The sequence below is a fragment of the Coleofasciculus sp. LEGE 07092 genome (assembly GCF_015207375.1).
In the GTDB taxonomy this organism is placed as follows: Bacteria; Cyanobacteriota; Cyanobacteriia; order Cyanobacteriales; family Coleofasciculaceae; genus LEGE-07092.
Window position 1 is genome coordinate 1 of sequence record NZ_JADEWY010000079.1, and the last position, 24052, is coordinate 24052.

The 24052-nt window shown below is 45.8% G+C and carries 27 protein-coding genes; 11 read left to right on the plus strand and 16 right to left on the minus strand.

Annotated elements, in window-relative coordinates:
* Positions 1 to 154: 154 nt before the first annotated feature.
* From IQ257_RS18480 to IQ257_RS18490, 3 genes are all read right to left on the minus strand, one after another.
* Positions 155 to 529 carry a hypothetical protein gene (locus IQ257_RS18480; RefSeq protein WP_193875086.1) on the minus strand — a complete coding sequence of 125 codons (375 nt, stop codon included), beginning with the start codon at positions 527 to 529 and terminating at the stop codon, positions 155 to 157.
* 113 nt (positions 530 to 642) lie between these two features.
* Complete coding sequence (locus tag IQ257_RS18485) at positions 643 to 1761, minus strand: peptidoglycan-binding domain-containing protein (RefSeq protein WP_193875088.1); 1119 nt, start codon at positions 1759 to 1761, stop codon at positions 643 to 645.
* 130 nt (positions 1762 to 1891) lie between these two features.
* Entirely contained in the window at positions 1892 to 4282 is a 2391-nt protein-coding gene (locus IQ257_RS18490; protein ID WP_193875090.1) for an NACHT domain-containing protein, read from the minus strand.
* A 388-nt stretch (positions 4283 to 4670) separates the two neighbouring features.
* Here IQ257_RS18490 and IQ257_RS18495 point away from each other — a divergent pair, with 388 nt between their 5' ends.
* The 4 genes from IQ257_RS18495 (at position 4671) to IQ257_RS18510 (ending at position 5828) form a co-directional block, all read left to right on the plus strand.
* The gene (locus IQ257_RS18495; protein WP_193875092.1) at positions 4671 to 4940 is read left to right on the plus strand and encodes a hypothetical protein; all 270 of its coding nucleotides are present in this window, start codon (positions 4671 to 4673) and stop codon (positions 4938 to 4940) included.
* Positions 4930 to 5244, plus strand: a complete 315-nt coding sequence (locus tag IQ257_RS18500; RefSeq protein WP_193875094.1) for a hypothetical protein — start codon at positions 4930 to 4932, stop codon at positions 5242 to 5244. The genes IQ257_RS18495 and IQ257_RS18500 overlap by 11 nt, the downstream gene beginning before the upstream one ends.
* Before the next feature lie 92 nt (positions 5245 to 5336).
* A complete protein-coding gene (locus tag IQ257_RS18505) occupies positions 5337 to 5624 on the plus strand; it encodes a DUF1830 domain-containing protein (RefSeq protein ID WP_193875096.1) in 288 nt (95 codons plus the stop codon).
* Positions 5625 to 5642: 18 nt separating this feature from the next.
* Positions 5643 to 5828: a hypothetical protein gene (locus IQ257_RS18510; RefSeq protein ID WP_193875098.1), complete on the plus strand. Its 186-nt coding sequence runs from the start codon at positions 5643 to 5645 to the stop codon at positions 5826 to 5828.
* Between the two features lie 58 nt (positions 5829 to 5886).
* On the opposite strand, the gene IQ257_RS18515 is transcribed toward IQ257_RS18510, so the two are convergent.
* The 5 genes from IQ257_RS18515 to IQ257_RS18535 all read right to left on the minus strand — a co-directional run bounded on the left by IQ257_RS18515 (position 5887) and on the right by IQ257_RS18535 (position 11961).
* A complete protein-coding gene (locus IQ257_RS18515) occupies positions 5887 to 7956 on the minus strand; it encodes an S-layer homology domain-containing protein (RefSeq protein WP_193875100.1) in 2070 nt (689 codons plus the stop codon).
* A 136-nt stretch (positions 7957 to 8092) separates the two neighbouring features.
* On the minus strand, positions 8093 to 8989 hold the full coding sequence (locus IQ257_RS18520) for a metallophosphoesterase (RefSeq protein WP_193875102.1): 897 nt from the start codon (positions 8987 to 8989) through the stop codon (positions 8093 to 8095).
* A 38-nt stretch (positions 8990 to 9027) separates the two neighbouring features.
* Positions 9028 to 10350, minus strand: coding sequence for a phospholipase D-like domain-containing protein (locus IQ257_RS18525; protein ID WP_228060816.1), 1323 nt, complete (start codon positions 10348 to 10350; stop codon positions 9028 to 9030).
* Entirely contained in the window at positions 10328 to 11233 is a 906-nt protein-coding gene (locus IQ257_RS18530; RefSeq protein ID WP_193875104.1) for a YegS/Rv2252/BmrU family lipid kinase, read from the minus strand. Before IQ257_RS18530 ends, IQ257_RS18525 begins: the two co-directional genes overlap by 23 nt.
* Positions 11234 to 11418: 185 nt before the next feature.
* Positions 11419 to 11961 (minus strand): hypothetical protein, encoded by a 543-nt coding sequence (locus IQ257_RS18535; RefSeq protein ID WP_193875106.1) that lies wholly within the window; start codon positions 11959 to 11961, stop codon positions 11419 to 11421.
* 653 nt (positions 11962 to 12614) lie between these two features.
* On the opposite strand from IQ257_RS18535, the gene IQ257_RS18540 reads away from it, so the two are divergent.
* Both IQ257_RS18540 and map read left to right on the plus strand, forming a co-directional pair.
* Positions 12615 to 12761 (plus strand): hypothetical protein, encoded by a 147-nt coding sequence (locus tag IQ257_RS18540; RefSeq protein ID WP_193875108.1) that lies wholly within the window; start codon positions 12615 to 12617, stop codon positions 12759 to 12761.
* A 123-nt stretch (positions 12762 to 12884) separates the two neighbouring features.
* Complete coding sequence (gene map / locus IQ257_RS18545; RefSeq protein ID WP_193875109.1) at positions 12885 to 13673, plus strand: type I methionyl aminopeptidase; 789 nt, start codon at positions 12885 to 12887, stop codon at positions 13671 to 13673.
* 76 nt (positions 13674 to 13749) lie between these two features.
* On the opposite strand, the gene hpsU is transcribed toward map, so the two are convergent.
* The 3 genes from hpsU to IQ257_RS18560 all read right to left on the minus strand — a co-directional run bounded on the left by hpsU (position 13750) and on the right by IQ257_RS18560 (position 16348).
* Positions 13750 to 14370, minus strand: a complete 621-nt coding sequence (gene hpsU / locus IQ257_RS18550) for a hormogonium polysaccharide biosynthesis acetyltransferase HpsU (RefSeq protein WP_193875111.1) — start codon at positions 14368 to 14370, stop codon at positions 13750 to 13752.
* Between the two features lie 8 nt (positions 14371 to 14378).
* Positions 14379 to 15344 carry a glycosyltransferase family 2 protein gene (locus IQ257_RS18555; protein ID WP_193875113.1) on the minus strand — a complete coding sequence of 322 codons (966 nt, stop codon included), beginning with the start codon at positions 15342 to 15344 and terminating at the stop codon, positions 14379 to 14381.
* Positions 15345 to 15634: 290 nt separating this feature from the next.
* Positions 15635 to 16348 carry a hypothetical protein gene (locus tag IQ257_RS18560; RefSeq protein WP_193875115.1) on the minus strand — a complete coding sequence of 238 codons (714 nt, stop codon included), beginning with the start codon at positions 16346 to 16348 and terminating at the stop codon, positions 15635 to 15637.
* A gap of 247 nt (positions 16349 to 16595) precedes the next feature.
* Between IQ257_RS18560 and cobU the strand changes: the two genes are divergently transcribed.
* From cobU to hemJ, 3 genes are all read left to right on the plus strand, one after another.
* On the plus strand, positions 16596 to 17156 hold the full coding sequence (gene cobU, locus IQ257_RS18565) for a bifunctional adenosylcobinamide kinase/adenosylcobinamide-phosphate guanylyltransferase (protein WP_193875154.1): 561 nt from the start codon (positions 16596 to 16598) through the stop codon (positions 17154 to 17156).
* 51 nt (positions 17157 to 17207) lie between these two features.
* The gene (locus tag IQ257_RS18570) at positions 17208 to 17825 is read left to right on the plus strand and encodes a hypothetical protein (protein ID WP_228060817.1); all 618 of its coding nucleotides are present in this window, start codon (positions 17208 to 17210) and stop codon (positions 17823 to 17825) included.
* 431 nt (positions 17826 to 18256) lie between these two features.
* A complete protein-coding gene (hemJ, locus tag IQ257_RS18575) occupies positions 18257 to 18826 on the plus strand; it encodes a protoporphyrinogen oxidase HemJ (RefSeq protein WP_193875119.1) in 570 nt (189 codons plus the stop codon).
* A 25-nt stretch (positions 18827 to 18851) separates the two neighbouring features.
* Here hemJ and IQ257_RS18580 read toward each other — a convergent pair whose 3' ends face one another.
* Both IQ257_RS18580 and IQ257_RS18585 read right to left on the minus strand, forming a co-directional pair.
* Positions 18852 to 18998, minus strand: coding sequence for a hypothetical protein (locus IQ257_RS18580; RefSeq protein ID WP_193875121.1), 147 nt, complete (start codon positions 18996 to 18998; stop codon positions 18852 to 18854).
* Between the two features lie 89 nt (positions 18999 to 19087).
* The gene (locus tag IQ257_RS18585) at positions 19088 to 19996 is read right to left on the minus strand and encodes a cation diffusion facilitator family transporter (RefSeq protein ID WP_193875123.1); all 909 of its coding nucleotides are present in this window, start codon (positions 19994 to 19996) and stop codon (positions 19088 to 19090) included.
* Positions 19997 to 20227: 231 nt separating this feature from the next.
* Here IQ257_RS18585 and IQ257_RS18590 point away from each other — a divergent pair, with 231 nt between their 5' ends.
* Together IQ257_RS18590 and IQ257_RS18595 are read left to right on the plus strand one after the other, a co-directional pair.
* The gene (locus IQ257_RS18590) at positions 20228 to 20578 is read left to right on the plus strand and encodes a hypothetical protein (protein WP_193875125.1); all 351 of its coding nucleotides are present in this window, start codon (positions 20228 to 20230) and stop codon (positions 20576 to 20578) included.
* 177 nt (positions 20579 to 20755) lie between these two features.
* The gene (locus IQ257_RS18595) at positions 20756 to 21148 is read left to right on the plus strand and encodes a hypothetical protein (protein ID WP_193875127.1); all 393 of its coding nucleotides are present in this window, start codon (positions 20756 to 20758) and stop codon (positions 21146 to 21148) included.
* A 231-nt stretch (positions 21149 to 21379) separates the two neighbouring features.
* Here the strand turns inward: IQ257_RS18595 and IQ257_RS18600 are convergent, their stop codons facing one another.
* The 3 genes from IQ257_RS18600 to rbfA all read right to left on the minus strand — a co-directional run bounded on the left by IQ257_RS18600 (position 21380) and on the right by rbfA (position 24023).
* The gene (locus tag IQ257_RS18600) at positions 21380 to 21622 is read right to left on the minus strand and encodes a DUF4327 family protein (RefSeq protein WP_193875156.1); all 243 of its coding nucleotides are present in this window, start codon (positions 21620 to 21622) and stop codon (positions 21380 to 21382) included.
* 259 nt (positions 21623 to 21881) lie between these two features.
* A complete protein-coding gene (locus IQ257_RS18605) occupies positions 21882 to 23531 on the minus strand; it encodes a glycoside hydrolase family 3 protein (protein ID WP_193875129.1) in 1650 nt (549 codons plus the stop codon).
* A gap of 93 nt (positions 23532 to 23624) precedes the next feature.
* On the minus strand, positions 23625 to 24023 hold the full coding sequence (gene rbfA / locus IQ257_RS18610) for a 30S ribosome-binding factor RbfA (protein ID WP_193875131.1): 399 nt from the start codon (positions 24021 to 24023) through the stop codon (positions 23625 to 23627).
* Between the last annotated feature and the right edge of the window lie 29 nt (positions 24024 to 24052).

The window sequence follows — 24052 nt, forward strand, 5'->3', positions numbered from 1 at the left end:
GGGAAAGAATAAAACAGACATCTTCTTGAATACAGCACTACCCCCTACACCCCATAAAATTAGACTCGGTATAGGCAGCAATGGGTCAATTCCTTGACAAGTGTCTACTACCTTACTCCCTAAGCCAAAAGACCGAACGACTCGGAGCATTAGCTTAGGACAAATGTTTGCGCACGGTTCCCTCAGCAATCTGGCTAATTCCAGGTAGACGTGGTAACTTACGCTGCCACAAACGCACCATCAACCCAACACTCACCAAAAAGTAACCTGAGGTGAGCATCCCATTCATAAATAATAGGCGTAAGCTCCAAAACTCTGAAGCCTGTGCCCCTGACAATAATAAAATGTACCCTAGCAACCAACCAAAAGCCAAGGTAACGGACAAGCGACTTATACGTTGCTGTTCTTGCGTCCCTTGGCGGCGGTAAAGTGTCCACAGTGCCGGGAAAAAACCGATGACTGGTATCAGGTATACAAATAGCTGCAAGTGTGTTAGGTCTTGATTCTCTAGAGGATCGACTTGGTTCATCGGGGTTACAGAGAAGAAGGAATAGGGAGCCTTAAGTTTCTAAGATTAGCATTCTCCCCTATTCCCCAGCGTAGCGAACTCCCTACTTACCCCATTTTAGAGGTGGCAGCGTCTCAACTCAAACCCAAGGCTTTCCAGGTTTTTTGACCGACGACTCCATCGGCTTCTAAACCGTTCGCCTTTTGAAAAGATCGAACCGCCTCTTTTGTTCCTAAACCAAAGACGCCATCAATTGCGCCTGGATTGAATCCTTTTTCTTTCAAACGTTTCTGTAGTTGCTCGATAACCGGACCGCTCGATCCTTCCTGCACCAATTGCAGGGAAACTGAGGAACCCTGAGTTTTGTTCAGCTCATCGCCTGGGACTATAGTCGCGTAGAAGACGTAATTGTTACTCATCTCGTAGCGCCGATCTTGTTTGATTAGCTTCATGAACTGTCGATGTCCCTCACGGGTGCGCCCCACTAAGCAACCTGCACTGGCATAGTAGACGTTGTTGTAAGGCAGATCATAACCCCAGTGCTGATTGATGCCGAAGTATCCGGTGTCAAGTTTGTCGCCCGTGCGCTGGTAATCTTTGTTGAAGTCTCGGTGTACTGTTACTGTACCCCCTGTTTGTACGAGTGCTTCATGACGATCAGAGCCATGGGGTCCGACGCGCCACGCTTTGTACTGACCGAATTTGATTCTGGCAGCTCCAGCCGCATTCATCGGGCGCTGAGTATAACGATTTCCGGGTTCGGTTGTGGCTTCCCAGTTGCCGATGATGGCAGGAACACCATCCAGAATCTGAATGACCATCCGGCGGTCGTTAAAATAGTTGGGAGCATCACTGTTGAGGGTGCCGTCGGCATTCATGCCTTCGACGTAAACGATGTTGTACTGCCTGATTCCCTGAAAAATCTCATAGCTTTTGCTTTGCATATATTTGACGATCAGACTGGCTAGGTCTTTACCCAGATTCAGTTCGGGGGTTGGTAACTCCTCTACCTTGGTTTCAATCAGCTTTTTGGCAGTGATAGCGCCTAAGTATTCTGCTTCGTTGGACTGGGTTAGGGCTTGAAATCGCTTGAGTGCTGCGGCAGAAATGGGACCAAATGCACCGTCTGCTGGGGGGTCTAAAAGGTTTAAACTGATGAGTCGAATCTGAACCTGAGTAGCGAGTTCTTTGTCAGTGGCGATCGCATCTACCGTATATTTTTGATCGCTGTTGAGAAAGTCCTGTAGTTTCATGATTGTAAAAGATGTGAAGTTTGTATCGGAAGTAACTTCAGCATCTCCATAGTTTATTCTCGAAATGTATTACTTCAAAGAGACTGTTAGCTTTCTTCAGAAAAGGACGGGTTGACTAGACACGAAGTGGCTATAGGACTAGCAATGTTTCCTCAATGTGCGATCGCACCTCAGGAGTTAGCTCCGAACTGGTATGGAGGCAATCTACTAGTAACTGATTTGCCTCATAGTACTGCCAGAGCAATCGCCTTTGTTCTTGGCTAAACTGCCAACTATGACCTAGATTCTGATGCTCACTGATTAGGCTGATAAATTGCTCTGTCCACCCTTGATGGTTTCTTTCCCACCAGAGGTTCAAGGGTTCTGCACCGTTTTCGGGAAGTTGAGCTTGCAGAGCTCCCAGCAACCCCTGTAACTCCCGAAGAGAGGTAGGAGCAACAGCTAAGTCAAAGTGGAGGACACAATCAACTGTATGATTAAGAATGTAGCCACGGCTTAATGCTGGTGCAAGACTATCCTCAGGGGGTCTGGCATTAAAGTTAAAGGCACAGTCTTGATGCAGGGTAAAGTCTGGATCAAGGGACAATGCTAGGGAAAGGCAATGGGACAGGGGCAAGTAAAGTCGGTGAGGAAAGGAATTGTTAACCCAGTCAGGGTTAAGGGCATTGGTTAAGTAATCATCGAGGGTTAGAGCGAGGGAAAAGAAAAAAGCTCGCACGGCTGTTGGTTTGTACTGCCCTGAGATTGACTCCGATTTATTATCAATCCACTGGAGGAATTGTAGTAATTTTTCATCGGGAGGCAATAGCCGATCGATTTGTTGCTTCATCAGCCTCATCAAGTCATCTGCCCGCCGCAACATTTCTGTCGCCAGTAAAAAAATATCTCGCCAACGTTTCCCGGTGATATGGGTGACTAATTTTTTTAAAACCTGATGGTTATCTGTTTCTAAATCAGCCGTGGTAGTCAGATGCTGGGCTGTGAAATAAGATTGAAAACTTATATGGGAGAATGAGTAAATTCGGCGCGATCGCTCGATTAATACTCCATGTTGTTGTTCAATAGATTTTAAGACCGCTTGACTATCAAGCTGCAATGCCACTGGGTCAGTTTTACCATTTAATACTGATAGCTGCCGTAGATAGTCAGCAATGTATTGTTCAGCTTGGCTTTGCTCAAAGAAGTATTCTTCTTGCTCAAAGGTCGTTGCCCCTAATTGATTGAGTAATTTAATCTTATCTGCCAGAGACAATTTCTGATACGCTTGATCTCGTCTTACCCCTTTTGATCGATCCCATTTAACCAGTAGAATATCTATTCCTTCCTGATATAGCTTGCCATTTTTGATGGGAAAAGAGGCTTTAGATTGGAAGACTAAGCAGGCGAGATTGAGTAACAAAGGCGTCACTGCCAGTTCTCGAATTTTAAAATTATCTGGCTTCTCGAGTTGTTCAATAAACTGAGAAGCCTTAACTAAGCCCTCTTCCTGGTTTTTTGGGGATACTGCCACAAAGTATTTGTTGACAAAAGCGGCAATTTGGTAGTTGGTAAAATTCGCAATTTCAACTTCTGTAAATCCTTGAAACCGATATAGATTAGCAGCAAGGCGACAGGTAATTATAAAGGAATTTTTGTAATAGCGCTGAGATAGGCGACGTATTTCTTTGATAACGTGATGGAGTTCAGACTCTTGAACCTCATCTAAGCCATCTAGCAAAAATAACAGTCTGCCTTGAGTTAGTAATACTTTTACCTCGTCTGCTGAGACACCACAGAGGGCTAATTCTTGGCAGATGTAATGTTCTAAACTGAAATTATTTAGATCAGTCGCATCTTCTACAAAGAATTTTAACTCGATATAAATCGGTAGTCGATCGGATTGTAATCTGCCGTGATTGCACTGAAGGGTAACAAACTTCAAAAAGGTACTCTTACCAGTCCCTGGCTTGCCTAGCACCATTAGTTTGGAGTATTTTGCCAGGGCTTCGCTTGCCAAAACTCGTGTCTGAACTATCTCGTCTGCATTCAACGGATAAACGGTATTCGTGTCTTGATCAAAATTCAAGTCTTGTAGCAAGTCGGGAATCTCTAGCCATCGTCGGTTAGGGATATCTTCGAGTACATAGAGATCAACGTAAATATCAGTCAACTTGATCGGCTGAGGCAGATCTAACATCTGCAAGGTACTACACTGAGAGTCTATCTTCTCCTGACACTGCGATCGCACCCGTTCGACTAAAATATCAATATTAACGGTAGTCTGTTTATAATCACTCATTGTCTGGAGTAACTCTGGTTCAGTGTTTTGGGCAATCTGTTGCCAATCTAGATCTAACTGAAAGCAGATCTCAATAAAGACTCGTCTATCAACTGCTCGCCCTGCGAAAAATCGTCCTATGGACTGCCGAGTCTTTAGACCAACTTCCCCAGCGAGGAATTCTTGCGTCCAGTGCTTACGAGCCATGGATTCTTTGGCTCTGATTATGCCTTTAGCATTGGCGTGGAGGGATCGAGATACCATAATTATAGCTCTCCTCCTAAATTATAATTAAGTGTAAATGATACAAATTTGTACAAATTCACACCTGAATCTGCTGTTGCTGATACTTGAAGGAAATAACTCCGTAGACTGATATCAGTCTACGATATTTCAAGAACATTCTTTCATGACTTTACAAAAAACAGAGTTTTAAGTAGAATTAAAACTTTTCTACTTCTCAAAAAAAAATAACTTAACTTTTGTTGCATATTCATACAAAATCAAACAAATTAACCTTAATCATACTTAACAATACATCGGGAAGTAACATGAATTAACACATCGGTGTTCTACAGTCTAAGGTATAGACTCTGCGGAGATCTGTGAAGACGCTCTCAGACCTTAACCTGTCACCCATGGAGGTACTCCTATGCAGTTACAGAAAGGACTAGACAAAAATAAATCAATTGAATCAGAATTCAACCACGTCAAAATTGACTTCAATCAAAAGGTTGTTCAGGAGTTACTCAAGCAACTGTTTATTATCAAGGAGATAGTAGTCTTACTGGAAACCTATAGCCATGAATTAACTTCGATTCAACAGCTAGATTATCTAGAGATGATTCACGAATCTGTCCAAGAAATGACTCAAGCGTTGAATGAGACGCTAGAGGATTTTCATCACGAGATTGATCGATAAACCTTGGCTGGGCGTACTCAATAGCTGGATCAAGTTTAATGAATCAGGAAAAATGAGGCATTCAGACGGAAGAGAGTTAATCATGCCAAGTATAGATTTTATTTCTTTGCAAGTGATTGAAGAAGAAATTGAAAATACTTTGGATAGTTATCGACAGGGATACTATAAATCAACCTTTTCAATTCCTGAATTTAATCAAGAATTACTGTCCTCTGTTCTGAGAACCTTTGCTAATACTTACAAGCCCCTGTCAATCAAGCAGCGTCTCCCTCATCGTTCCCTTGCAGTATTGCCCGTGGATTGATATCACGGTAAAGTCTGAGTTTTATAGTCTTTTGCCAGGAATATCTTTATGAGGTAATCCCTGGTTGTTATCCCATTTACCCTTTAATGATAATGTTTAATCTTCTATCAACTGAATACAACTCTCGGATTCTTTGCTACTATATGAATGCCACCCCTTCTATTCAGATTATTCGGATTGCGGATAGTCCTAACTTGAGTTTTGAGCGTGTGGTTTTTCCTCTACAACGTCTCTTTTTTGAAGCCCTACCTCAAGCCCATTTAGAGATCTATAAGAATAAATTCGGCGTTGCTACTCTATCCGCGAGTCTTTTGTGTGACTTCTTGCGGGTTGAACAAGAGATAGAAACTGATAGAATGAGTTATCTAAGCACCCGATAGATTTCTACTTCGCAAATAATGGGGACTCAAGCAAGCTTCATTCTCAAAGTTTTAATGCTCTCAGGAGGAGTTTCACTATTAATCAAGTATGGAGGTTCAGGCTTACCCATTGCGCCTACATCACTGAACGCCCTGATAGCCATACTCACACCTACCTTTATTTTAGCGATCGCACTCTTGTGGCGAGGGTGGAACTATCGGTAGATTCATCAACAAAAACGCTGTAGAGACGGGATATATCCCGTCTCTACAAAATGTAGACTTAGGCAGAAACAATATAGTCTGAGTTGATAGCACTCACCTGGTTAGCATCCAGCAATGCCTGATACACCATTGCGGCAACTTCAGCACGAGTAGCATCGTTGGTGGGGTTCAGTTGCTTGACTTTAGGATAATTCACCACAATCTGCTTCTTGGTTGCCGTTGCCACTTCGTCTGTGGCATAGTCAGGAATAGCATTACGGTCGTCGTAAGTCTCCAAAGCGTTAGTGTCGTTTTCTGATAAGCCCAGTCCGTTCACTAAGGAAACAAGGACTTGAACCCGTTGTACCTTTTCACCTTGACGGAAGGTATTGTCAGGATAGCCGACCAAAAAACCACCGCGATAGGCTTGTTGAATAACCTCCTTTGCCCAAGATTTGTCACTAACATCGAGGAAATTTTTGGCATCCCGTGTGGGTGTGGGATTGAAGGCTTTGACTAGCAAGGCGGCATATTGAGCGCGGTTCATCTTCTCATCAGGTTTAAAGGTGCCATCACCAAAACCACTGATAAATCCTTTGGCTAGCAATCCTTCAATGAAAGGTTTTGCCCAATGATTCTGAATATCAGCAAACTCATCTCCACCTTGATTAGCGCTGACAATGTAAGGAGACGTGATAGCACTCACTTGGTTGGCATCGACTAGTGCCTGATACACCATGGCTGCGACTTCGGCACGGGTAGCATCCTGGGTGGGATTGAGTTGCTTGACGTTGGGGTAATTAACGGCAATCTGCTTTTTAGTCGCCGTTACCACTTCATCTTTAGCATAGTCAGGAATGGCAGTGCGATCGCTGTAGGCATTCAATGCATTCGCATCAGTTGCTGATAAACCCAATCCGTTTACTAGAGAAACAATAACTTGGACACGCTGCACGTTATCGTTGGGTTTAAAGGTGTTATTCGGGAAACCCGAAAGAAATTCACCCCGATAAGCTTGTTGAATGACATCTTTTGCCCAAAAATCACTGGCAACATCCGTGAAGGTGGTAGCGTTGCGCTTGACTGGAGGATTGAAGGCTTTAACGAGTAATGCCGCATACTGGGCGCGAGTCATCTTCTCATCGGGCTTAAAGGTGCCATCCGTGAAGCCGCTGATGAATCCTTTGGCAAGTAATCCTTCGATGAACGGTTTTGCCCAGTGGTTTTGAATGTCTGGGAAGGTAGTGATAGGTTCTTGTTCGTCGCCATTACCAGTACCTGTTCCTTCAATAGTAATCGGTCCGTTGACTTTAGCTGCACTTAAAGTATTACCATAAGAAACTAGGGTACTCTTGCTGGAATTAAGAACGTCAAACTTACCGTTATTGCGAAAGATATTATTTCCCGGATCTTGTTTGCTTTTCCCTAAATTCGGCTCGGCATTGCCAGTAACCGCTAAACCGTATTCTTCGTTATTTTCAATGCGATTGTTTCGTAATATGGGTTTGGCATCCACCGACACACCGATTCCGAAGCGATTTTCGGAAATGAGATTATCGGTAACTTTCGGTGCAGCACTGCCGTCAATGCTAATACCGTACCCGGCTTTTTTACAGCTATTGTCTCGGATTTCACCCTGAGCATTCCGGGTAAAGGAAATGCCATTACCCCCGTTATCAACGAATGTATTTTTGACGACGATGGGTTTAGCATCACCAGTCGCTAAAACTCCTTCGCGATCGCATTTGGTAAAAGTACAGTTGGTAACGGTAGGATTCGTCGATTCAATCCAGACTGCCGTACCCCGGCTAGCTTGGTTGGTAAAGGTAACTCCTCGAAGTTCGGTATTATTTGCCAGTAACAGGGTGGCGTTTTGCTTGGCAAGGGTAGGGCTAGTATATTCTCCACTTCCTTGAATAAGAATACCGCTGCCTTTATTTCCCTCATTGCCTATAACTTTGACACCAGATGGCACTTCTAAGGGAAAAACTTCACCATTAGTAGTATTGTAAGTTCCCGTAGCTAGTTGAATGGTCGTATCGGTTTGAGCTTGTTTGAGTGCTTTTGTGATTGTTTTAAAGGGTGCTGATTGACTACCTGCAGCATTATCATTACCGGTCGCTGGATTGACGTAAAATGTTTGAGCCATAATTAAAGAGTTAAACTCAGCTAGTATAAAGCCTTGGATTTTAGGGAGTGGGGAGTAGGGAGTGGGGAGTAGGGAGTAGGCTTTCGCCGTGAGCGTTTGCCTAACGGGAGTAGGTAAGAAAACTCAATGAACTTCATTAGCTTAACAACGGCTTTTGATGAGTGTCATCCTGCATTTGGGTGAAAGATTTTTGGTGAAACGGTACTCCCGGCTCTAGGGTAATTACTGTAACTTCTGGGGGACAATGCCAGCGTCCGGGGGGAAAAGTACCCAGCCCCCGATTGACATATAAATGATTACTTCCCACCTGATGCAGTCCCTGACTCCATTGCCAATGTTTGACCACTCTGGGCCACTTCGCTTCCAAAAAGGGTATCCAGGGCCAGAGGAATTTGGGAATTTTTTCCCGTGAGGCATGAAGCCAGCTCGGAACTGAGCCAACCCCTGGAATGACAACTTGACCGCCGTGGGTGTGACCGGATAGTTGCAAATCGACTCGCCATTGCTGCAAGGGTTCGGCACTATCTGGATTGTGAGATAAAACAATTCGCGGGACTGTATCCTCCAACTGCTCCATTACCGGTGCAGGATTGAACTCAGACGACCAAAAATCAGGGAGTCCGACTAGAGCTAACCCTGCTCCTACGGGGTAAACAATCTGATTCCAGAGAACTTTTATACCGACATTGGTTAACGCTGCGGAAATTTCGGCTTTTGACCGGGAAAAATGAAGGTCATGATTGCCTAAAACAGCATAGATGCCAGAGCGACTTTGCAGGCGAGATAGCCACTGTGCCAGTTTGCGAATAGGTTTAGGATTGCTGGTGACAAAATCACCGGTTAGAACCACTAAATCGGGCTTAACTTGATTACAGGCTTCAATTGCCTCAGCTAAAAGTTTTTCTGATAACAGCAACCCATCATAGTGAAAATCTGTCAAGTGTACCAGCTTTAAACCCCGTAAGGTTTCGGGTAATTGGGCGATCGCTATTGTTAAATATTCGATACTCAAAGGTTCTGACAATATACGCATGATACAGAAGCGTAACGAACAACAAAATAGAGGAGAAATTACAACTGCCAGCGAATGATGAGGGCAAGTTTGCCTAATACGCGCTGCCACAAAGGTCGAGTTTTCCAGCCTTGCCGTTTGATCAGACGGCTTTTGGCAAATGACTTACAGAAAACATCTGCGATAAATTCTACGAGGTTAGGCTCTGCCAGGGAGAGTTGAAGTTCATCATTGTGGAAGAGACTGCGCGGATCGAAGTTGGCGCTGCCAGTAATCACCCACTTATCATCAACGAGCATTACCTTAGCGTGCATCATGCTCGGCAGGTATTCATAAAGTTCAATTCCTGCCGCTAGTAAGTCACGGTAACGTTCGCGGACGGCAAAGTAGACTGTTCTTTTATCGTTGTGGGGTCCTACCGTTAGAATACGCACGTCAAGTCCCCTTTTTTTTGCCTGAATCAGTGCCTTACGAATACCGGGTTCTGGTAAAAAGTAAGGACTAGCAATCCAAATTCGTCTTTTTGCCGCTAGAAGGCTGGTATACAATAGGGCATAGATTGATGAGCGGGTAGAAGGAGCTTTCCTCACCGTGACGAGGACTGTGGAACCATCGCCTAAGTAAGGATTGAAATTATCAGAACTCAGGCTGGCAACTCCGCCCACATAGCTCCATTGCTCCATGAACATACCTTCCAAGGTAGCGACGATTAGACCGTTGAAACAAGCCTCAAAGTCTAGCCAAGGGGAGGTTTGACCTTCCTCTTTCATCCCTTCCCAGTAATCTGACACCCCTGTGCCGCCGATAAACGCAATCTCTCCGTCAATGAGAAGCAATTTGCGATGGGTGCGGATGTTGTAAGCCAGGGGAACTCTCCAGTTAAATTTGTGGAAGAAACGGACGTTAACCCCTGCTGCCTTGAGCCGCTTCCAGTACTTCTGAGACATTTTGATCACACCCAAGCTATCGGGGATGAACAAAACCTCAACCCCTGCCTGTGCTCGCTCGGCAAGAGCATCGGCGAATTCCTCAGCACGATAACCGGGAGTAATGTAAAATGTCTCGAAGTGAATGGTACGTCGAGCCTGACGGATGGCTTCCAGCCTTGCTCGGTAAATCGAGTCAATGTCAAACCAATAGCCGATCAACTCACCCTCAGTCATGTAAGAACCCGATATACCTGCTAGGGCAAGGGGAAAGTGGAGATCGGCTAAGTTAGGAACATCTCTAAGTTTGTATTGAACTCGTTTGCGGAAGGTTCCCCGTAGATAGAGGGCAATCAACACGAGGAATGGTAATAGTAAAAGCAACCCACCGCTCCACCAGGTTGAGACATCTGGTTGTAATGCATTGACGGCTTTAAGCTCGGGTGGCAGGTACAAGAACAGTTAATCCTCCTGGAATACATTCAACTTCAACCGGATTCATATCCATCAACTCACCGTCTAAAACCACTTTTTGAGGGGGTTCTGTTGTTACTTTAATGTGTTTGGCTTGCAGGTAAGCTGTATCTGGACGCTCAACCGCCGTACCCCTCATTGCGGTTTGAAACAGTTCAATCCCAGAAGCGATCGCATCAAGGACATTGGCGGGGGCAACTATGGTAACATCCAACAGACCATCATCAACAACGACTTCTGCCGGTCCTTGGGCGAATATTGAAAAGATGGGAGCGGCATTGGCAATAGTGACGGCGGCGGCATCAAAGGTAAACACTTGCTCGTCTGCTTCTAGATAGGTTTTGAACGAGCGAACCCCTTTACTCAACTCCTGTACGTCGGCGATGACATAAGCGAACACCCCCAAAAACTCTTTCGCGTTGCGATCGGCTTTTTCCGTAGCGTCCGCCTCAAAACCAATGCCTGCTAACGTAATCATGGGTTTGCCATTACAGAAGGCTGCATCAATAACGCGGGGATTACCATATAAAATTGTCTCACACGCTTCCTCAATAGTCGTAGGAATCCCCAAGCTGGTAGCGAAGGCATTCGCTGTTCCCCTTGGAATCACTCCAAACGTAATGTTCGTGCCAATTAAGGCTCCCGCCACTGCTGAAACCGTGCCATCTCCTCCAGAGGCAATAATTGGGTTAAAGCCCTGTTCCACGGCTTCTCGTGCTAATTTATCAGCTTTCACTTCTAGAGTTGTTAAGCGAATATCTAGCTGGAGTTTAGGCAGCAAAATTCCTTGAATGGCTTCTAAATCTTGCTCTGTATCTGACTGACCGGCAGTTGGTGTAAAAATTAAGCAAGCACACTGAGTCATACGCTCTTTCTCTCTCTAATCATTCAAGGGGGTGCGGGGGGTAAACGACAATTGAGAACATCAGGTGCAAGATCTCAGTGAGGAGATTCCACTAATAAAGTGACTCTAATCGTTCCAAATCCTCTCTGTCCTCTTCCTGAAGAAAGGTTTACACGCTGCCAGAAGAGAAGTTCAGAATGCCGGAACTACCGAATAACTGTTCTTCTTTCTTCTTCCTTCTGCATTTCTCTTCTTCTAAACTCTTCAACTTCTAAACTTCTCTTTTCCTGAACTTTTTCAGCCTGACGCACCATCCCGATAGTTCTTGGCAACACTCCCACCAGTTGGGCAATAACTTCGTCAGGCAACTGTTGAATGATTGAGGCGTCGAAGTATCGGTGCAGCAGCATAAAGATCAGTTTGGCACGCTGTAGCGGCACGTAAGTATTCATCGCGTGTTGGGTAAACGAAATCCAGTTCTGCCGCAACACATAAGCTTTTTGTCGTTCGCTGCGAGATTCGGGGTAAACCAGAGAGATATTGCCAACGGGTATCACGCGAGTGCAATCTGCATCAAAAAGTCCGCCCACACCAGCACCAGGTCCAGCTAGTTCTGCATGATGGGAATGACAAATAATGATCGCATTGCCGCGAGAGCCATTTACTTTGAGGAGTTGCCCCGTTTGCAACTGAATCAGGATTTCAGTCGGTTCAACAAGGGGTTTACAGATAAGGGCTAGCTCTGTCATTGTCAGTTGAAAAACTAGGCTTTCTTGTTTAATTATTATTTATCTATCCGTAATGAATAGAGCTTACTTTAATCTTTAAGCTGCTAATCAGTATCCAACTTTTTATTGTCACGCAATGCTCTAAATTCCGGATGCTTAATTTTACTTGATGAAGGTAAAAAGCCCCGTTAATATTAAGCATATACGCCGTCAATAAGCGTAATTAGCTACCTATCTTTTTGTTATTAGGGTTAATTTTTCTTCAGCGATTGTTGGCTAAAAGCTGAGAACACAAAGTAACAGCAAGTCTCTAGCAATTAGAAGGTGTAAGCACTTATCTCGTAAAGTATTGGCAGCGCAAATAGTGTTTTTATCGAGCTAGATAGAAGACCCCTATTACACTTTGAAAAAACCTACCCTGGTGTTTTCCCCAATTTTTTTGATGAGCATAATCACTCATCCACTATTTTATAAGGAATCGAGCTGATTCGTCTGGAAAGAAGCAAATTTGAGTGTAAAGAGTTGATGAAGAAAGGCAACGTAGCTAAACTTATTCGTCGATGAAATAGTTCTGCTGGACTGGTACATTTGCACCTGATTGACTGACAAAACTTATGAGTAGATGCCCAGAAAGACCTCACCCTAGCCCTCTCCCCAAGGGAGAGGGAACAAGCATGGATCGGCTCCCCTGCCCCATGGGAGAGGGGTTGGGGGGTGAGAGCGTGAGACTTTGGTTAGTCAATCGCTTGCCAAACCAACTGCCGTCACGCCGTCTCTATCCTTCAGCGCCAGACTTTGCCCAACCTAGTTTGCAGCCATGAACCATGAACTCTGCAAAACGAACTATCATAAAGTTTATGGCACCGTCCATGTGCTGTGTAGTTTTCATCCCACGCTCGCAAGGGTGGGGTTTCAAACTTCCCAGGAAATTTCTATAAAAACTGATGCCACCGGAAACTATTGTTCTCCTATCAAGCAGAGAAATAGCCAAAATGCGCCAAGCCGGATGCTTGGCAGCTCAACTGTTAGACTATCTAGAACCGATGGTCAAACCAGGGGTAAGCACTCTGGAACTCAATGACGAAGCTGAACGCTGGACTCAGGAGCATGGAGCCAAAAGTGCTCCCCTTGGCTACCACGACTTTCCCAAATCGATCTGTACTAGTGTCAATGAGGTTGTCTGTCACGGTATTCCCAATGCTAAACAGATTCTTAAAGAGGGTGACATCATTAACATTGATGTAACGCCAATTGTGGATGGCTACCACGGCGATACCTCCAAAACTTTTTTTGTCGGCACTCCCTCACCCCTCGCTAAAAAGCTAGTTGAAGTAACCTATGAATGCATGATGCGGGGTATTGCTGAAGTCAAGCCAGGATCACGCATCGGAGACATTGGAGCTGCTATTCAAGAATACGCAGAAGCCAACGGCTTTTCTGTTGTGCGAGACTTTGTAGGACATGGTGTCAATCGCGTGTTTCATACTGCCCCTCAAGTTCCGCACTACGGCACGAGGGGAAAGGGCAAGCGCCTCCGTGCTGGTATGGTGTTCACAATCGAGCCGATGATTAACGAAGGGACATGGGAAGTTGAAGTACTCTCCGATAAATGGACGGCTGTCACCAAAGATCGCAAGCTCTCTGCCCAATTTGAACATACCATCGCTGTGACTCAAGACGGTGTGGAAATTCTTACATCGCCAGACGAGAATGCCCAGATTAAATCGGCGTAATGCTGAGTAAGATGGGGGGTGTTTTAATCAACATTTAGTCTGAAAATTTTCTCCCCATCTCCCCTATCTTCTCCACTTACTCCTGTCGCATTTCCCGTTGATAGTGGGGACGTGCAGGCGTACCCCAACAAACCTGCTGGGCAGGAATGTTGCTAAATACACTGCTGCGCGTGCCAATGACGGCATTAGATCCGATTTGGACACCGGGACTTACAAAGCAATCGGCAGCAATCCAGACACCATTGCCGATGATAATTTCAGCGGTTGTTAGACTGAAGGCGGGGTCTTGGATATCGTGGCTACCCGTACAGAGAAAGCTTTTTTGAGAAATTACAGAGTGACATCCGATACGAATCCACTCCAGGCTGTACAAAACAACATCATCGCCAATCCAACTATAGTCTCCAATTTCTACCTTCCAGGGATAGGTAAAACGGGCGGTAGGTCGAATGACGACACCTTGACCAATTTTTGCCCCAAACAACCTCAGCAACCAACAACGAAAGCTATTGAAGTTGTGGATACTTAACGGAAAGGCGATCGCTTGCACCAACCACCAGAGTAAAATAAACCAGCTAGGACGCCCCCGGTCGAATCTAGATTGGTCGTATCGGCGCAAATCTACAAGAGATGTCCCATCAACAACTGACCGTTCAGTTAGGTTTGAGACATCAGTCGGTAAGTGATTAGTCGTCATTAGAGTTATTAACGGTGTGGAGAAAAGGCAGATTGGGTCGATGACTTAGGAGGCGTTTTTGACAGTGGTGTCTGAGATCCTGAATTCTGATTTAGCTGACCGTTAAACTTGCGCAATTCATACAGTTTTACACCAATGTGATACTCGTACTGACTCAACAGGCGACCGTAAATATAGCCCGCTTTTCCATCCAAAAAGCCCAGCCGAAGCACGTAAAAAATGACAAATCGCAGCATGGGTTTAAAGGGCATCCATACCCAAACTTTTCTTAAGAAACGCTTGCGCTGCACGGCATCGCCAAATAAATTGGCACCAATGGTGCCTGTTTCCTCTCGACGGTTGAGCATATTTAGATAGACACGGGCTTCCCAGTTGGAGTAGCGATTGTGCCGTTCTAACCAATGGTAGATATCACGAAAGTCGATATGATCCATATCGTTTTTCAGATAGCCAACTGAACCTTGCAAGATAACGTGTTCGTGAACTTCGTTATCACCCGTATTAGGAATTTCCTCAGTACCAAGATTTTCATAACGACCTTTTGGGTGCTTAAATAACCGCAGGTTCCAGTCAGGATACTTGCCGCCGTGACGAATCCATTTACCCAAAAAGTAGACTCGGCGGTTGATATAGTAGCCGTTATCGTTGGGATTTTGGATGGCAATGGCAATTTCGTCCCAAAGTGCTTCAGGGATGCGTTCGTCGCAATCGACAATTAACACCCACTCATTGCGAAAGGGCAGGTTTTCTAAGCTCCAGTTCTTCTTTTTGGGCCAGCGACCGTTGAACTTAAATTGCACCACCTGTGCGCCGTAGCTTTCCGCAATTTCTACCGAGCGATCGCTGCTTTGAGAATCGACAACAAACACCTCATCGGCTCTAGAAACGCTCGTTAAACAAGCTGGGAGGTTGGTTTCTTCATTTTTTGCCGGAATTAGAACTGAAACGGGAATTTTTGAATCAGTGGAGTTCATATCTTAAAAAAACAGTAAGCTTTATAAAAATTGCTGGTTGCACTTAAAATAACCAATTTGACCGCAAGCATACACCAGATTATTAAACTGTAAGGTAAGGTTGCTCACAGTATTAAGCAGATATGTAAAGATTTGGTGTAATTCTGTTTGTTTCTTGGGCAAGGATGACAGAGGACAGGAGCGTTAACAGGGAACGGAGAACAGAAGATTTCACAATTCATTGAGACTCGCTATACAATCCGATTGTAGGCTAACTGACAAAGGAACGCCCCAACTGCCTAGCTGCATCCTCAGTTTTTACCCAGATGAGAATGCAGCACTACCAAGGTTTCTGCTAGCTCGCTAAGGCGAGTTTCTAGCTCGTGCTTACGGTTGAGTAGCTGACGCAGTTTCTGATAGCGGGCGATCGCCAGACTGATACTGGGAACTTGATCGGAGGGGCAAGGTCGCGCCCAAAACTGACCGTCTGGATTTAATCCACAGAGCCGATACCCAGTACGAGGTGATTCGTAGGTAACATCAGCATTCCCTTGATTCAACGGCTCGGCTAGGACATAATCCATCAGCCGATCAACCTCTGCACGCCGCACGCCTGCCGCCTCCTGTTCCGCTCGACGGGCATGGGACTCCAACCAGCCATCGACGATCGGTCCATCAATGTAAATGTCTTGAATTTGCCGCACAATAGTTTGCAGTTCCGTCTGCCAACCACCAACAACCCCTTGGATTTCTTTAAGCAGGTTCATTGCCAAAGCGGGGTTAGCGCTGTGGCGGTGTTCGCTGAAACTGGGGGACTTCAATTTGGGCAGGGAAGGGCTTTTGCCAGGGTTTTTGTGGGCAGGAAAAGGCTCAACGGCTATGGAGAAGGACGGGTCTCCCTCCTGTTGAGCATAATTTTCTGTAGAGTCGGTTGCTACAGCGGTAGAGGTTCTGGGGGTATTGCTTGAGTCTTCTGGTGTTAACTGATGGAGTGCCGTTTCGATCCGTCGTAGTTCTGGTTTCATGCTTACCTAATGCCAAGCTGCAAAAATCACATTCATTGAGGCAGGAAGCCCCTAACCTCTGGTAGGGAAGAGGACTTGCCGCCCAACCCCTTAATTTTGGCAAAACTTACTTGTGTATTTTGAGTGTTGCCTTCATTGTTTTGTATTGTGGTTATTTTAAGATAGTCTTTCGTCGCAGAATTGCTATTTTCACTGCCGATTTTCTCAAAAACTACTTCCCGTGACGATTCTGAATCCACCAAAACCAATAGGTCAGGTCACTCTGGTAACAGGTCCAGCGCGGTCTGGCAAAAGCGAATGGGCAGAAATGTTGGCGGTACAAACGGCAAAACGGGTTGTCTACGTGGCAACCGCACAAGCTGATTCAGATGATCTTGAGTGGCTTTCCCGGATTGAAAAGCACCAGCAGCGACGACCTGGCGAGTGGAAAACGGTGTTGGTGCCTCTGGAGTTGACGGCTACCCTTCGAGATTATGCTGAAGGCGATTGCTGCTTGTTAGTAGACTCTCTAGGAACGTGGGTGGCAAACTTTCTAGAGCAGGATGATGCAGTCTGGGAGACAACGACAAACGAGTTACTGGAAAATTTGGCACAGACTCCTGCCACGGTAATTTTTGTGGCAGAGGAGACGGGGTGGGGAGTGGTTCCCGCCTATCCCATGGGCAGAACCTTTCGCGATCGCTTGGGGCACTTAGTCCGTCGGTTGGGAGCGATTGCGAATCCTGTATACTTAGTAACAGGCGGTCACATTCTCAATCTCAGTGTTCTGGGAGAGCCGTTACAAGATTTGAAGCAATCGCTACCATAGAGTTAAAGACGTGGAGGGAAGCAGCTTAGGCTGCTAAGTCTGTATTTTTTTATGGCATTAGAACAACACATCAAACGCTACCTTGCCTACTGGTTTCAGTTGGGCAAAAAGATTTGGATCAACAACGGTCAAACTGCCCTGTTGCCCAAACGGATTATTGCTGACGGTCGCTACAGTCCAGAATTTGAGAGCCTTTGGCATCAGATTCTCTCACCCGAAAGTGGCGATTGTTACCTGGAAGGCAACCCGCAAACTATTGCCGAATTGTTAACGGCGAAATGGGATATAGAGCCTTGCGCTCGTTGCGATATGCCAGTTCCCCTGGTCAATGTGGGGATACCCCCTGAAAGCTGCGCCTGCAGTGATTTACCCAACTGGCCCAATTTAGACTTGCCTGCCCCACGAGAACCCGTTAATACTCAGGAGCGCTTAAGTGCTATTCGCGATCGCTTGTACCACCGGGAAGACCACGAGGAACAACCGGAGGATAAACCCACGGCTCAACAGGAAGAGATACCTCCTCAGCGAGAGTCTTTGGACAGACAAGAATATTTAAGGTTAGTGCGCGATCGCTCTTACGAAACCACCCAATTGCCAGAACCACGGGCGGGTTTACCCACCTCTGAACCCGAGGAACTTCCAACATCACTACACTCGGCTAGTGAATGAGAGTGCTTGGATTGGATGGGCGATCGCTTCTACAAAGGGACTATCCAGTCTTGCGATTAGTGGATAAACCTTGACGGATAAAGAACGAGGTTGTCTGACATGGAGGGTTCTGTGGAGAAATATACTGCCTTTTTTTTTAAAAGTCAATGATCTAGTAGCACTTTTCTGCTGACTTAAATCACTGCCTATTGGCGTTGCTTTCCATCCTGTTCGCTCTAGAGCTAAGTCATATTAACTCTCGTTTGAGAAAAAAGCTAGATTGCAGGCACTTTGTTCTCACACTAAGTTGGATCGACATCCTCCCCTATATTGCTGGCGCGATAACGGGAGTCTTCCTGGTGAATTAGATAACTGAGATAATCTTAGGCAAAGCCGGTAGGATAGGGTGAGCAATTCCTATCTCAGTGACTCAACAGCAGAGGAGACAAATCATGGCTTATTTATGGTACAAGGCATTCCACCTGATCGGCGTTGTCGTTTGGTTTGCTGGGTTATTCTACCTGGTGCGTCTTTTCGTCTACCACGCGGAAGCTTCGCAGCAACCAGAACCAGCCCAAAGCATTCTTAAACGTCAATATGAAATCATGGAAAAACGTCTTTATCACATCATTACCATGCCAGGAATGGTGGTAACAGTCGTGATGGCAATTGGGTTGTTAACGACTGAACCTGAGGTTCTGAAAGACGGTTGGTTACATATCAAGCTGGCTTTTGTCGTCGCTTTGCTGGCTTATCATTTTTACTGCGGTCGGCTCATGCGGCGGTTGGGAACAGGAGAATGCAAGTGGACAGGTCAGCAGTTTCGATCACTCAATGAAGCACCAACAGTCCTGCTGGTAGCGATTGTCTTGCTAGCGGTGTTTAAGAACAGCCTGCCGACTGATATCACGGTTTGGGGGATTTTTGGTCTGATTATTGCTATGGCAGTTACGATTCAACTTTACGCCAAAAAACGTAAGCGGGATAAAGAAAAAGTGTTGGCAGAGGCATCTAACGGATAACACAGTCACTAAACAATTATTGGCGTTATCTTCTATACCTCTTGGTTTGGTGAGAAATCCAACCGAGGGGAGTCAAGAGGGTAAAATTTGAGTCTGAGCAAATATTGGCGATCGCTTTGGTGTGGTTTTCCCAGCAGAAAGCGATCGCTTTCTGGTTAAGAGCAGCGATCACAATGATTAACTTTCCCTTATCTGTTGTGGAAAACTAACCTAATTTTGTGGAAAAGTACTCCTATCTGTGGAAAAGTAAGAGGATATGGATTAAAAACCAATCTGATCAGACTTGTAAGCGGGAGGTTCGACATGAATCAAAACGCGAACCGGATTAAAGCGTTCCCCTAGGCGATTTTCAACTTCCTCAGTGATTTCATGGGCACTTTCCACATCTTTGGCATCGACAATCATGTGCATTTCAATGAAAACTTGCCGCCCCAATACACCCCGAGAAGCAATGTTGTGACAGTTCACGACGCCCGGAACTTCCATGGCAATCGATTGAATCACTTCCGGTGCTATTGCTACTTCATCAACTAACCACGGCAAATTCTCTTTCAAAACCACCCAACCACTGCGAAACACTAACAGGGCAACCGGAAACGCCAGAAAAACATCTAGCCACTGTAGCTGGGGTAAATTTAACAACTGTCCTTGCCAAATGCCAATTAACCCAACCAAAACCGTAATCGTTACCCAAACATCGCTCATGGTGTGGTACGCATCGGCAATCAAAATCGGACTTCCTACTCGCTTGCCAACATTGCCCTCATAAGAGGTAACGAAGATATTGACACCCAGTACAATCAATAGCAACCACAATTCTGGAGCCGAGATATTGACAGTGGTAAGACTGCCCCCAATCCGCTTGATGGCTCCGTGAAGAATTTCAAAACAGGCAATTCCTAAAAAGGCAGCGATGCCCAACGCTCCCACCGCTTCAAATTTCTGATGCCCGTAGGGATGATCGCGATCGGGTTGGGGGGAAGAAAACCGATTGGCAATCAAACCCAAAATGTTATTGGCACTATCAGTGACACTATGCAAGGCATCGGCTTGCAAGCTCAAAGAGCCTGTTAAAAATCCCACAACTCCTTTGAGTCCCATCACCACTAGATTCAGCAGCAAGGTAATCAGCAAGACTTGACGAACTTCAGCACGGTTGTCTGTTGGCATAGGTGTCACCCTAGAGAAGATTAACGTCTCTAGTTTTTAGTTTAGTTATAAAATTTACTGACAATTTTGCCCTTTAATGGTTTACACTCTCTAGACTTCTAGAAATTTTATGGGCTTCTTGAGATTTTTTTTAACCTCACCCATCAAACGACCCCATTCTCTGGTAGATTCGTCCACGGAACTCATTTACATCTTTTAGCATTAAGAACACAAGGTTAAGATTTATTGCTTATGGCAACGCCTCAACTGACTATCAATCTAGCTCAGGGTTCTGTATCCTTCGCATTCAGTCCTGACGCCGCTAGAGATTTACAAAAAGCACTCGCTCAATTAATGCAGAGCTTGAAAGCTGTTACTCAATCATCGGGTAGCAGTGGCAAACCCAATCCCCAAAAATCGATGGAGTATCGATTCAGCGATGAGGTTTTCTTGGAAGTATTCTGCAATCCCAACATTTATCCCAGTCCCTTTGCCGCCAAAGTCCTAGTGACAGTGCGGAGCGAACGCATCCGCTTAAGTACGGAAGTCGAACTGACTCGGTTGATTGAGGATCTCAACCAGTATTTGGAACAAGTAAGCTGAGATCTTGCAGTACTGGCAATCAACCCCACCCTACCCCAAGGAGGGCAAGAGCAACTAGCGATAGCATAAGAAGTTCAAGCTTTATAAAATCTTGCCTACCCTACCTAAAATCAGCTTTTTGAGAACGGTGCAAGATGTGAGTAAGTGTACAATAGGCAGCATTTGCTAGATGGCATAATGAATTCCAACACTTTTCTAGATTTAGTACAAACCAGCTTTCGTGTCTCCTTAGGGGCAACAACGTCTCTCATTGAAAGCCTGCAAGATTCTCAAAAGCGAGAAGAAAATCTGTCTCTCCTGAAGTTAGACCCAAGCCAGCAGGTGGCTGTATTCGCTGAAAAAGGGGAAAGAACCGAGCGAGAAGCCCGAATTTTCCTGGAGTATATGCTAAACCAACAAAGCCATGCGGGAAGTCCGCAAGCAACTCAAACAGCAAGGGAAAATCCGCCAGCCTCACCAACCTCTGTAGCCACACTGAAGGTACAGCAAGAGATTGAGGAGCTAACGGCGCAAATCGCATCAATCCGAAGCGAGTTGGAACAAATGCGTAACTCCGGCTCAAATCATTAACAGTCTGCACTAGGGAGTAGGGGTCAGGTGAAAGTGTTGGCAAGCAAAACCTGCACCTGACCCCACTACCTGTGAGCTGTAGCCCCAATTTTAATAGGCAATTTAAATGTTGTTTCGTTTAGACGCCTTCCTACTCTACTTGGCATTTTAGTGTTTTAGGGTTGCCGATATGATGCTGCACTGACTGGCTAGAACGAAGCTTACGTCCTCTTATGTTGTTTCTAAATTGGCTTAGTCGTTCTCCCACGCTTCAGAACCGATTAAATCACCAATCCGATCTCTAAGCAGGAAGTCACACTGCTCTAGCTCACATTCGACACACACCCACTCACGGGCAGGGATATACTGGCAGAGCACATAGATAGGTTGTTGACGACTCACCAGCCCTTTATCCACCAGATGACGAGCTTCTTCTTGAATTACGTCGATGGAGTAACGGACGGGAGTAGCAGATGGCATGGTATTAACGCTCATAGGACTCATAAGTATTAACCTGGAAAAAAATTCAACCTAGGATTAACTATAGTCGAAGAATCGGTAGCGTGAAAAGAATTTTTGTTCCGTATAGAAAGTTACAAAGGAATTCTTTTTATTAATAAAAATTGCCAAAGGTAACGGTGATGACAGTTCTTGACATCTACCCTTTGGCAGATGACAGCCTGGATTAGCAGAGTAAACCCCTGCTTAAAATTTGACACGGGTTGACAGCTTATCTTAAATTGATTAATAAACCTTAAATAAATTCTGTAACGTTTTGTGCGAGAGCGGCTTGGGGAAAGAGTGCTTCAAGAGCGATCGCCTGAGCTGTGGGTGTCTGTCCATAGGAGAAAACATAAGGGATAGCAGGTGATAACTCAGGCAGAAACTGCTCCAGCACATAAGGGCTACCGTAAATTACTAGAGCTTGTAACTCTTGGGTTCTTAACAATCTCTTAAACCACTCACCTGCCACGGCTGTCAGTCCAGCAGTACCCCGAAACGGGTTCCCCCGGATGAATAGCTGTAGCAATGTGGGTTGCATGGTTGTAGTATAACTCAAGTTTTCAGAAGGGAAAGGGGTGTTACGGTCAACCAGTTGCAATTCGTAACCTCGTTGTTGGGGTATCGCCACGGCTGGAACCTGTCGCCCTAAGACTTTGCAGGTTAAACTATCGTCTACCACAATTAAGTTGCGAAGTGAGCGGTTGCTGTTTGGGGGTTCTGGCGGTAGCGGTAGAGAACCACCGATTCGCTGGGAATCCTGGAGAATGTTGGTGACAGTCTTTAGGGTGGCGGGTTGGGACAGTTGGTGGAGAAAAGTGGGTGGATTTTGTTGAGATAGGTTATTGACTAAACCGGGTTCTACAATTCGATGTTTGGCTCTCCAGATACGCTCTACTGCTGAAAGAATTCGTTCATGGGAGATGCGTCCCGATGTTACGGCATTACAGACTGCCGGAATTGCTGTTTCTGGGTTGGAGGGCATCAGCAAAATATCAGCACCAGCTTCGACTGCTAAAACTGGGGCTTCGTCTGCACCGTAACGATTAGCGATCGCTCCCATCACTAGAGCATCTGTTATGATAAGTCCCTCGAATTCCAGATTTGTCCGCAGTAACTGGGTTAAAACCTGCTTAGACAAAGTGGCAGGGTATTGCTCATCCCAGGCTGGAATCAGCAAGTGAGCGGTCATTACAGCATCGACACCAGCAGCAATGGCGGCTTTGAAGGGGGGCAACTCTACCTGATTTAGTCGCGCTGAAGAGTGGGGTAATACTGGCAAATCCAGATGGGAATCTGTTGCTGTATCCCCGTGACCAGGAAAATGTTTAGCCGCCGTTAAGATGGGGTAGTCTTGCGTACCCTGAATGAAGCTACACGCCAGTTGGCTAACGGTTTCAGGGGTTTCGCCAAAGGCGCGGACGTTAATGACTGGGTTCTGGGGATTATTGTTAACATCTGCGACCGGTGCCAGAATCCAGTTAATGCCAATTGCTAGGGCTTCTTTAGCGGTGATAGCTCCCATTTCTTGGGCGTAGCGTTGGGCTTTATGGGCATCGTTGCGGGCAATAGCGCCAATTGCCATGGGAGGAGGAAACCAAGTGGCACCGGTAAAGCGCTGCCCTACGCCTTCTTCGATATCTGCGGCAATGAACAATGGAATAGTAGCCCAGTTTTGGAGTTGTTGCGATCGCACTGCTAGTTCTGCTGCACTCCCGCCCAATAAAATGACCCCACCAATGCCCAAGTCTTGCACCCAACGCTGCAAGATGGCGGCAGGAGGTTCCCACGCTGGATATTGAATTTGGTGGTCAAATAAATAGCCCGATGCCCGCACGACGACCATCTGGGCGACTTGGGCTTCTAGAGAGAGGGCGCGAAAATCGGGCAGGGGCTTTATCATTTCACTCAGAAATAGGAAAACTCCGACTGAATACAAGTCCCCCTTTTGAAGGGGGATTTAGGGGGATCTATAATTTCGAGGAGAAACAGCCTCTTAACCTTCGGCATCGGGAATGTCGTCTTCGAGTCCCTTGCTACGTCGCTCTTCATTAAGTTGATTGAGCAGTGATAGCATTCGATCGCCCCGTTCTAAACCTCGGTCTTCGATAAATCTCACCTCTGGAGTGCGGCGCAGACGAATCCGTTTGCCCAATTCTCGGCGGACATAACCACTGGCGGACTGTAACCCAGCCATGGTTTCTGCTTTTGCCTCATCCGTACCATAAATTGACACGTAGATTTTGGCGTGCTGGAGATCTCCGGAAACATCGACATCGGTGATGCTCACCATACCAGCACCTACTCGGTCATCCTTAATCTCGTTCAGCAGCATTTGGCTGACTTCCTGCTGAATCAGCGAGGACACTCTTGAAACACGGCGACTTGTAGCCATAACGCCCCCTTTGTTACTATTGGGCAGTT

What these genes read in the sequence shown, in the direction of transcription:
- IQ257_RS18555 (WP_193875113.1), bottom strand. Translation starts at nt 15,344, where the DNA reads ATGAACTCCACTGATTCAAAAATTCCCGTTTCAGTTCTAATTCCGGCA.
- IQ257_RS18480 (WP_193875086.1), bottom strand. Translation starts at nt 529, where the DNA reads ATGAACCAAGTCGATCCTCTAGAGAATCAAGACCTAACACACTTGCAG.
- IQ257_RS18605 (WP_193875129.1), bottom strand. Translation starts at nt 23,531, where the DNA reads ATGATAAAGCCCCTGCCCGATTTTCGCGCCCTCTCTCTAGAAGCCCAA.
- IQ257_RS18600 (WP_193875156.1), bottom strand. Translation starts at nt 21,622, where the DNA reads ATGAGCGTTAATACCATGCCATCTGCTACTCCCGTCCGTTACTCCATC.
- IQ257_RS18490 (WP_193875090.1), bottom strand. Translation starts at nt 4,282, where the DNA reads ATGGTATCTCGATCCCTCCACGCCAATGCTAAAGGCATAATCAGAGCC.
- IQ257_RS18595 (WP_193875127.1), top strand. Translation starts at nt 20,756, where the DNA reads ATGAATTCCAACACTTTTCTAGATTTAGTACAAACCAGCTTTCGTGTC.
- rbfA (WP_193875131.1), bottom strand. Translation starts at nt 24,023, where the DNA reads ATGGCTACAAGTCGCCGTGTTTCAAGAGTGTCCTCGCTGATTCAGCAG.
- IQ257_RS18510 (WP_193875098.1), top strand. Translation starts at nt 5,643, where the DNA reads ATGGGGACTCAAGCAAGCTTCATTCTCAAAGTTTTAATGCTCTCAGGA.
- IQ257_RS18515 (WP_193875100.1), bottom strand. Translation starts at nt 7,956, where the DNA reads ATGGCTCAAACATTTTACGTCAATCCAGCGACCGGTAATGATAATGCT.
- IQ257_RS18540 (WP_193875108.1), top strand. Translation starts at nt 12,615, where the DNA reads ATGGATCGGCTCCCCTGCCCCATGGGAGAGGGGTTGGGGGGTGAGAGC.
- IQ257_RS18495 (WP_193875092.1), top strand. Translation starts at nt 4,671, where the DNA reads ATGCAGTTACAGAAAGGACTAGACAAAAATAAATCAATTGAATCAGAA.
- hpsU (WP_193875111.1), bottom strand. Translation starts at nt 14,370, where the DNA reads ATGACGACTAATCACTTACCGACTGATGTCTCAAACCTAACTGAACGG.
- IQ257_RS18585 (WP_193875123.1), bottom strand. Translation starts at nt 19,996, where the DNA reads ATGCCAACAGACAACCGTGCTGAAGTTCGTCAAGTCTTGCTGATTACC.
- hemJ (WP_193875119.1), top strand. Translation starts at nt 18,257, where the DNA reads ATGGCTTATTTATGGTACAAGGCATTCCACCTGATCGGCGTTGTCGTT.
- IQ257_RS18560 (WP_193875115.1), bottom strand. Translation starts at nt 16,348, where the DNA reads ATGAAACCAGAACTACGACGGATCGAAACGGCACTCCATCAGTTAACA.
- IQ257_RS18570 (WP_228060817.1), top strand. Translation starts at nt 17,208, where the DNA reads ATGGCATTAGAACAACACATCAAACGCTACCTTGCCTACTGGTTTCAG.
- map (WP_193875109.1), top strand. Translation starts at nt 12,885, where the DNA reads ATGCCACCGGAAACTATTGTTCTCCTATCAAGCAGAGAAATAGCCAAA.
- IQ257_RS18530 (WP_193875104.1), bottom strand. Translation starts at nt 11,233, where the DNA reads ATGACTCAGTGTGCTTGCTTAATTTTTACACCAACTGCCGGTCAGTCA.
- IQ257_RS18505 (WP_193875096.1), top strand. Translation starts at nt 5,337, where the DNA reads ATGTTTAATCTTCTATCAACTGAATACAACTCTCGGATTCTTTGCTAC.
- IQ257_RS18520 (WP_193875102.1), bottom strand. Translation starts at nt 8,989, where the DNA reads ATGCGTATATTGTCAGAACCTTTGAGTATCGAATATTTAACAATAGCG.
- IQ257_RS18485 (WP_193875088.1), bottom strand. Translation starts at nt 1,761, where the DNA reads ATGAAACTACAGGACTTTCTCAACAGCGATCAAAAATATACGGTAGAT.
- IQ257_RS18590 (WP_193875125.1), top strand. Translation starts at nt 20,228, where the DNA reads ATGGCAACGCCTCAACTGACTATCAATCTAGCTCAGGGTTCTGTATCC.
- IQ257_RS18535 (WP_193875106.1), bottom strand. Translation starts at nt 11,961, where the DNA reads ATGACAGAGCTAGCCCTTATCTGTAAACCCCTTGTTGAACCGACTGAA.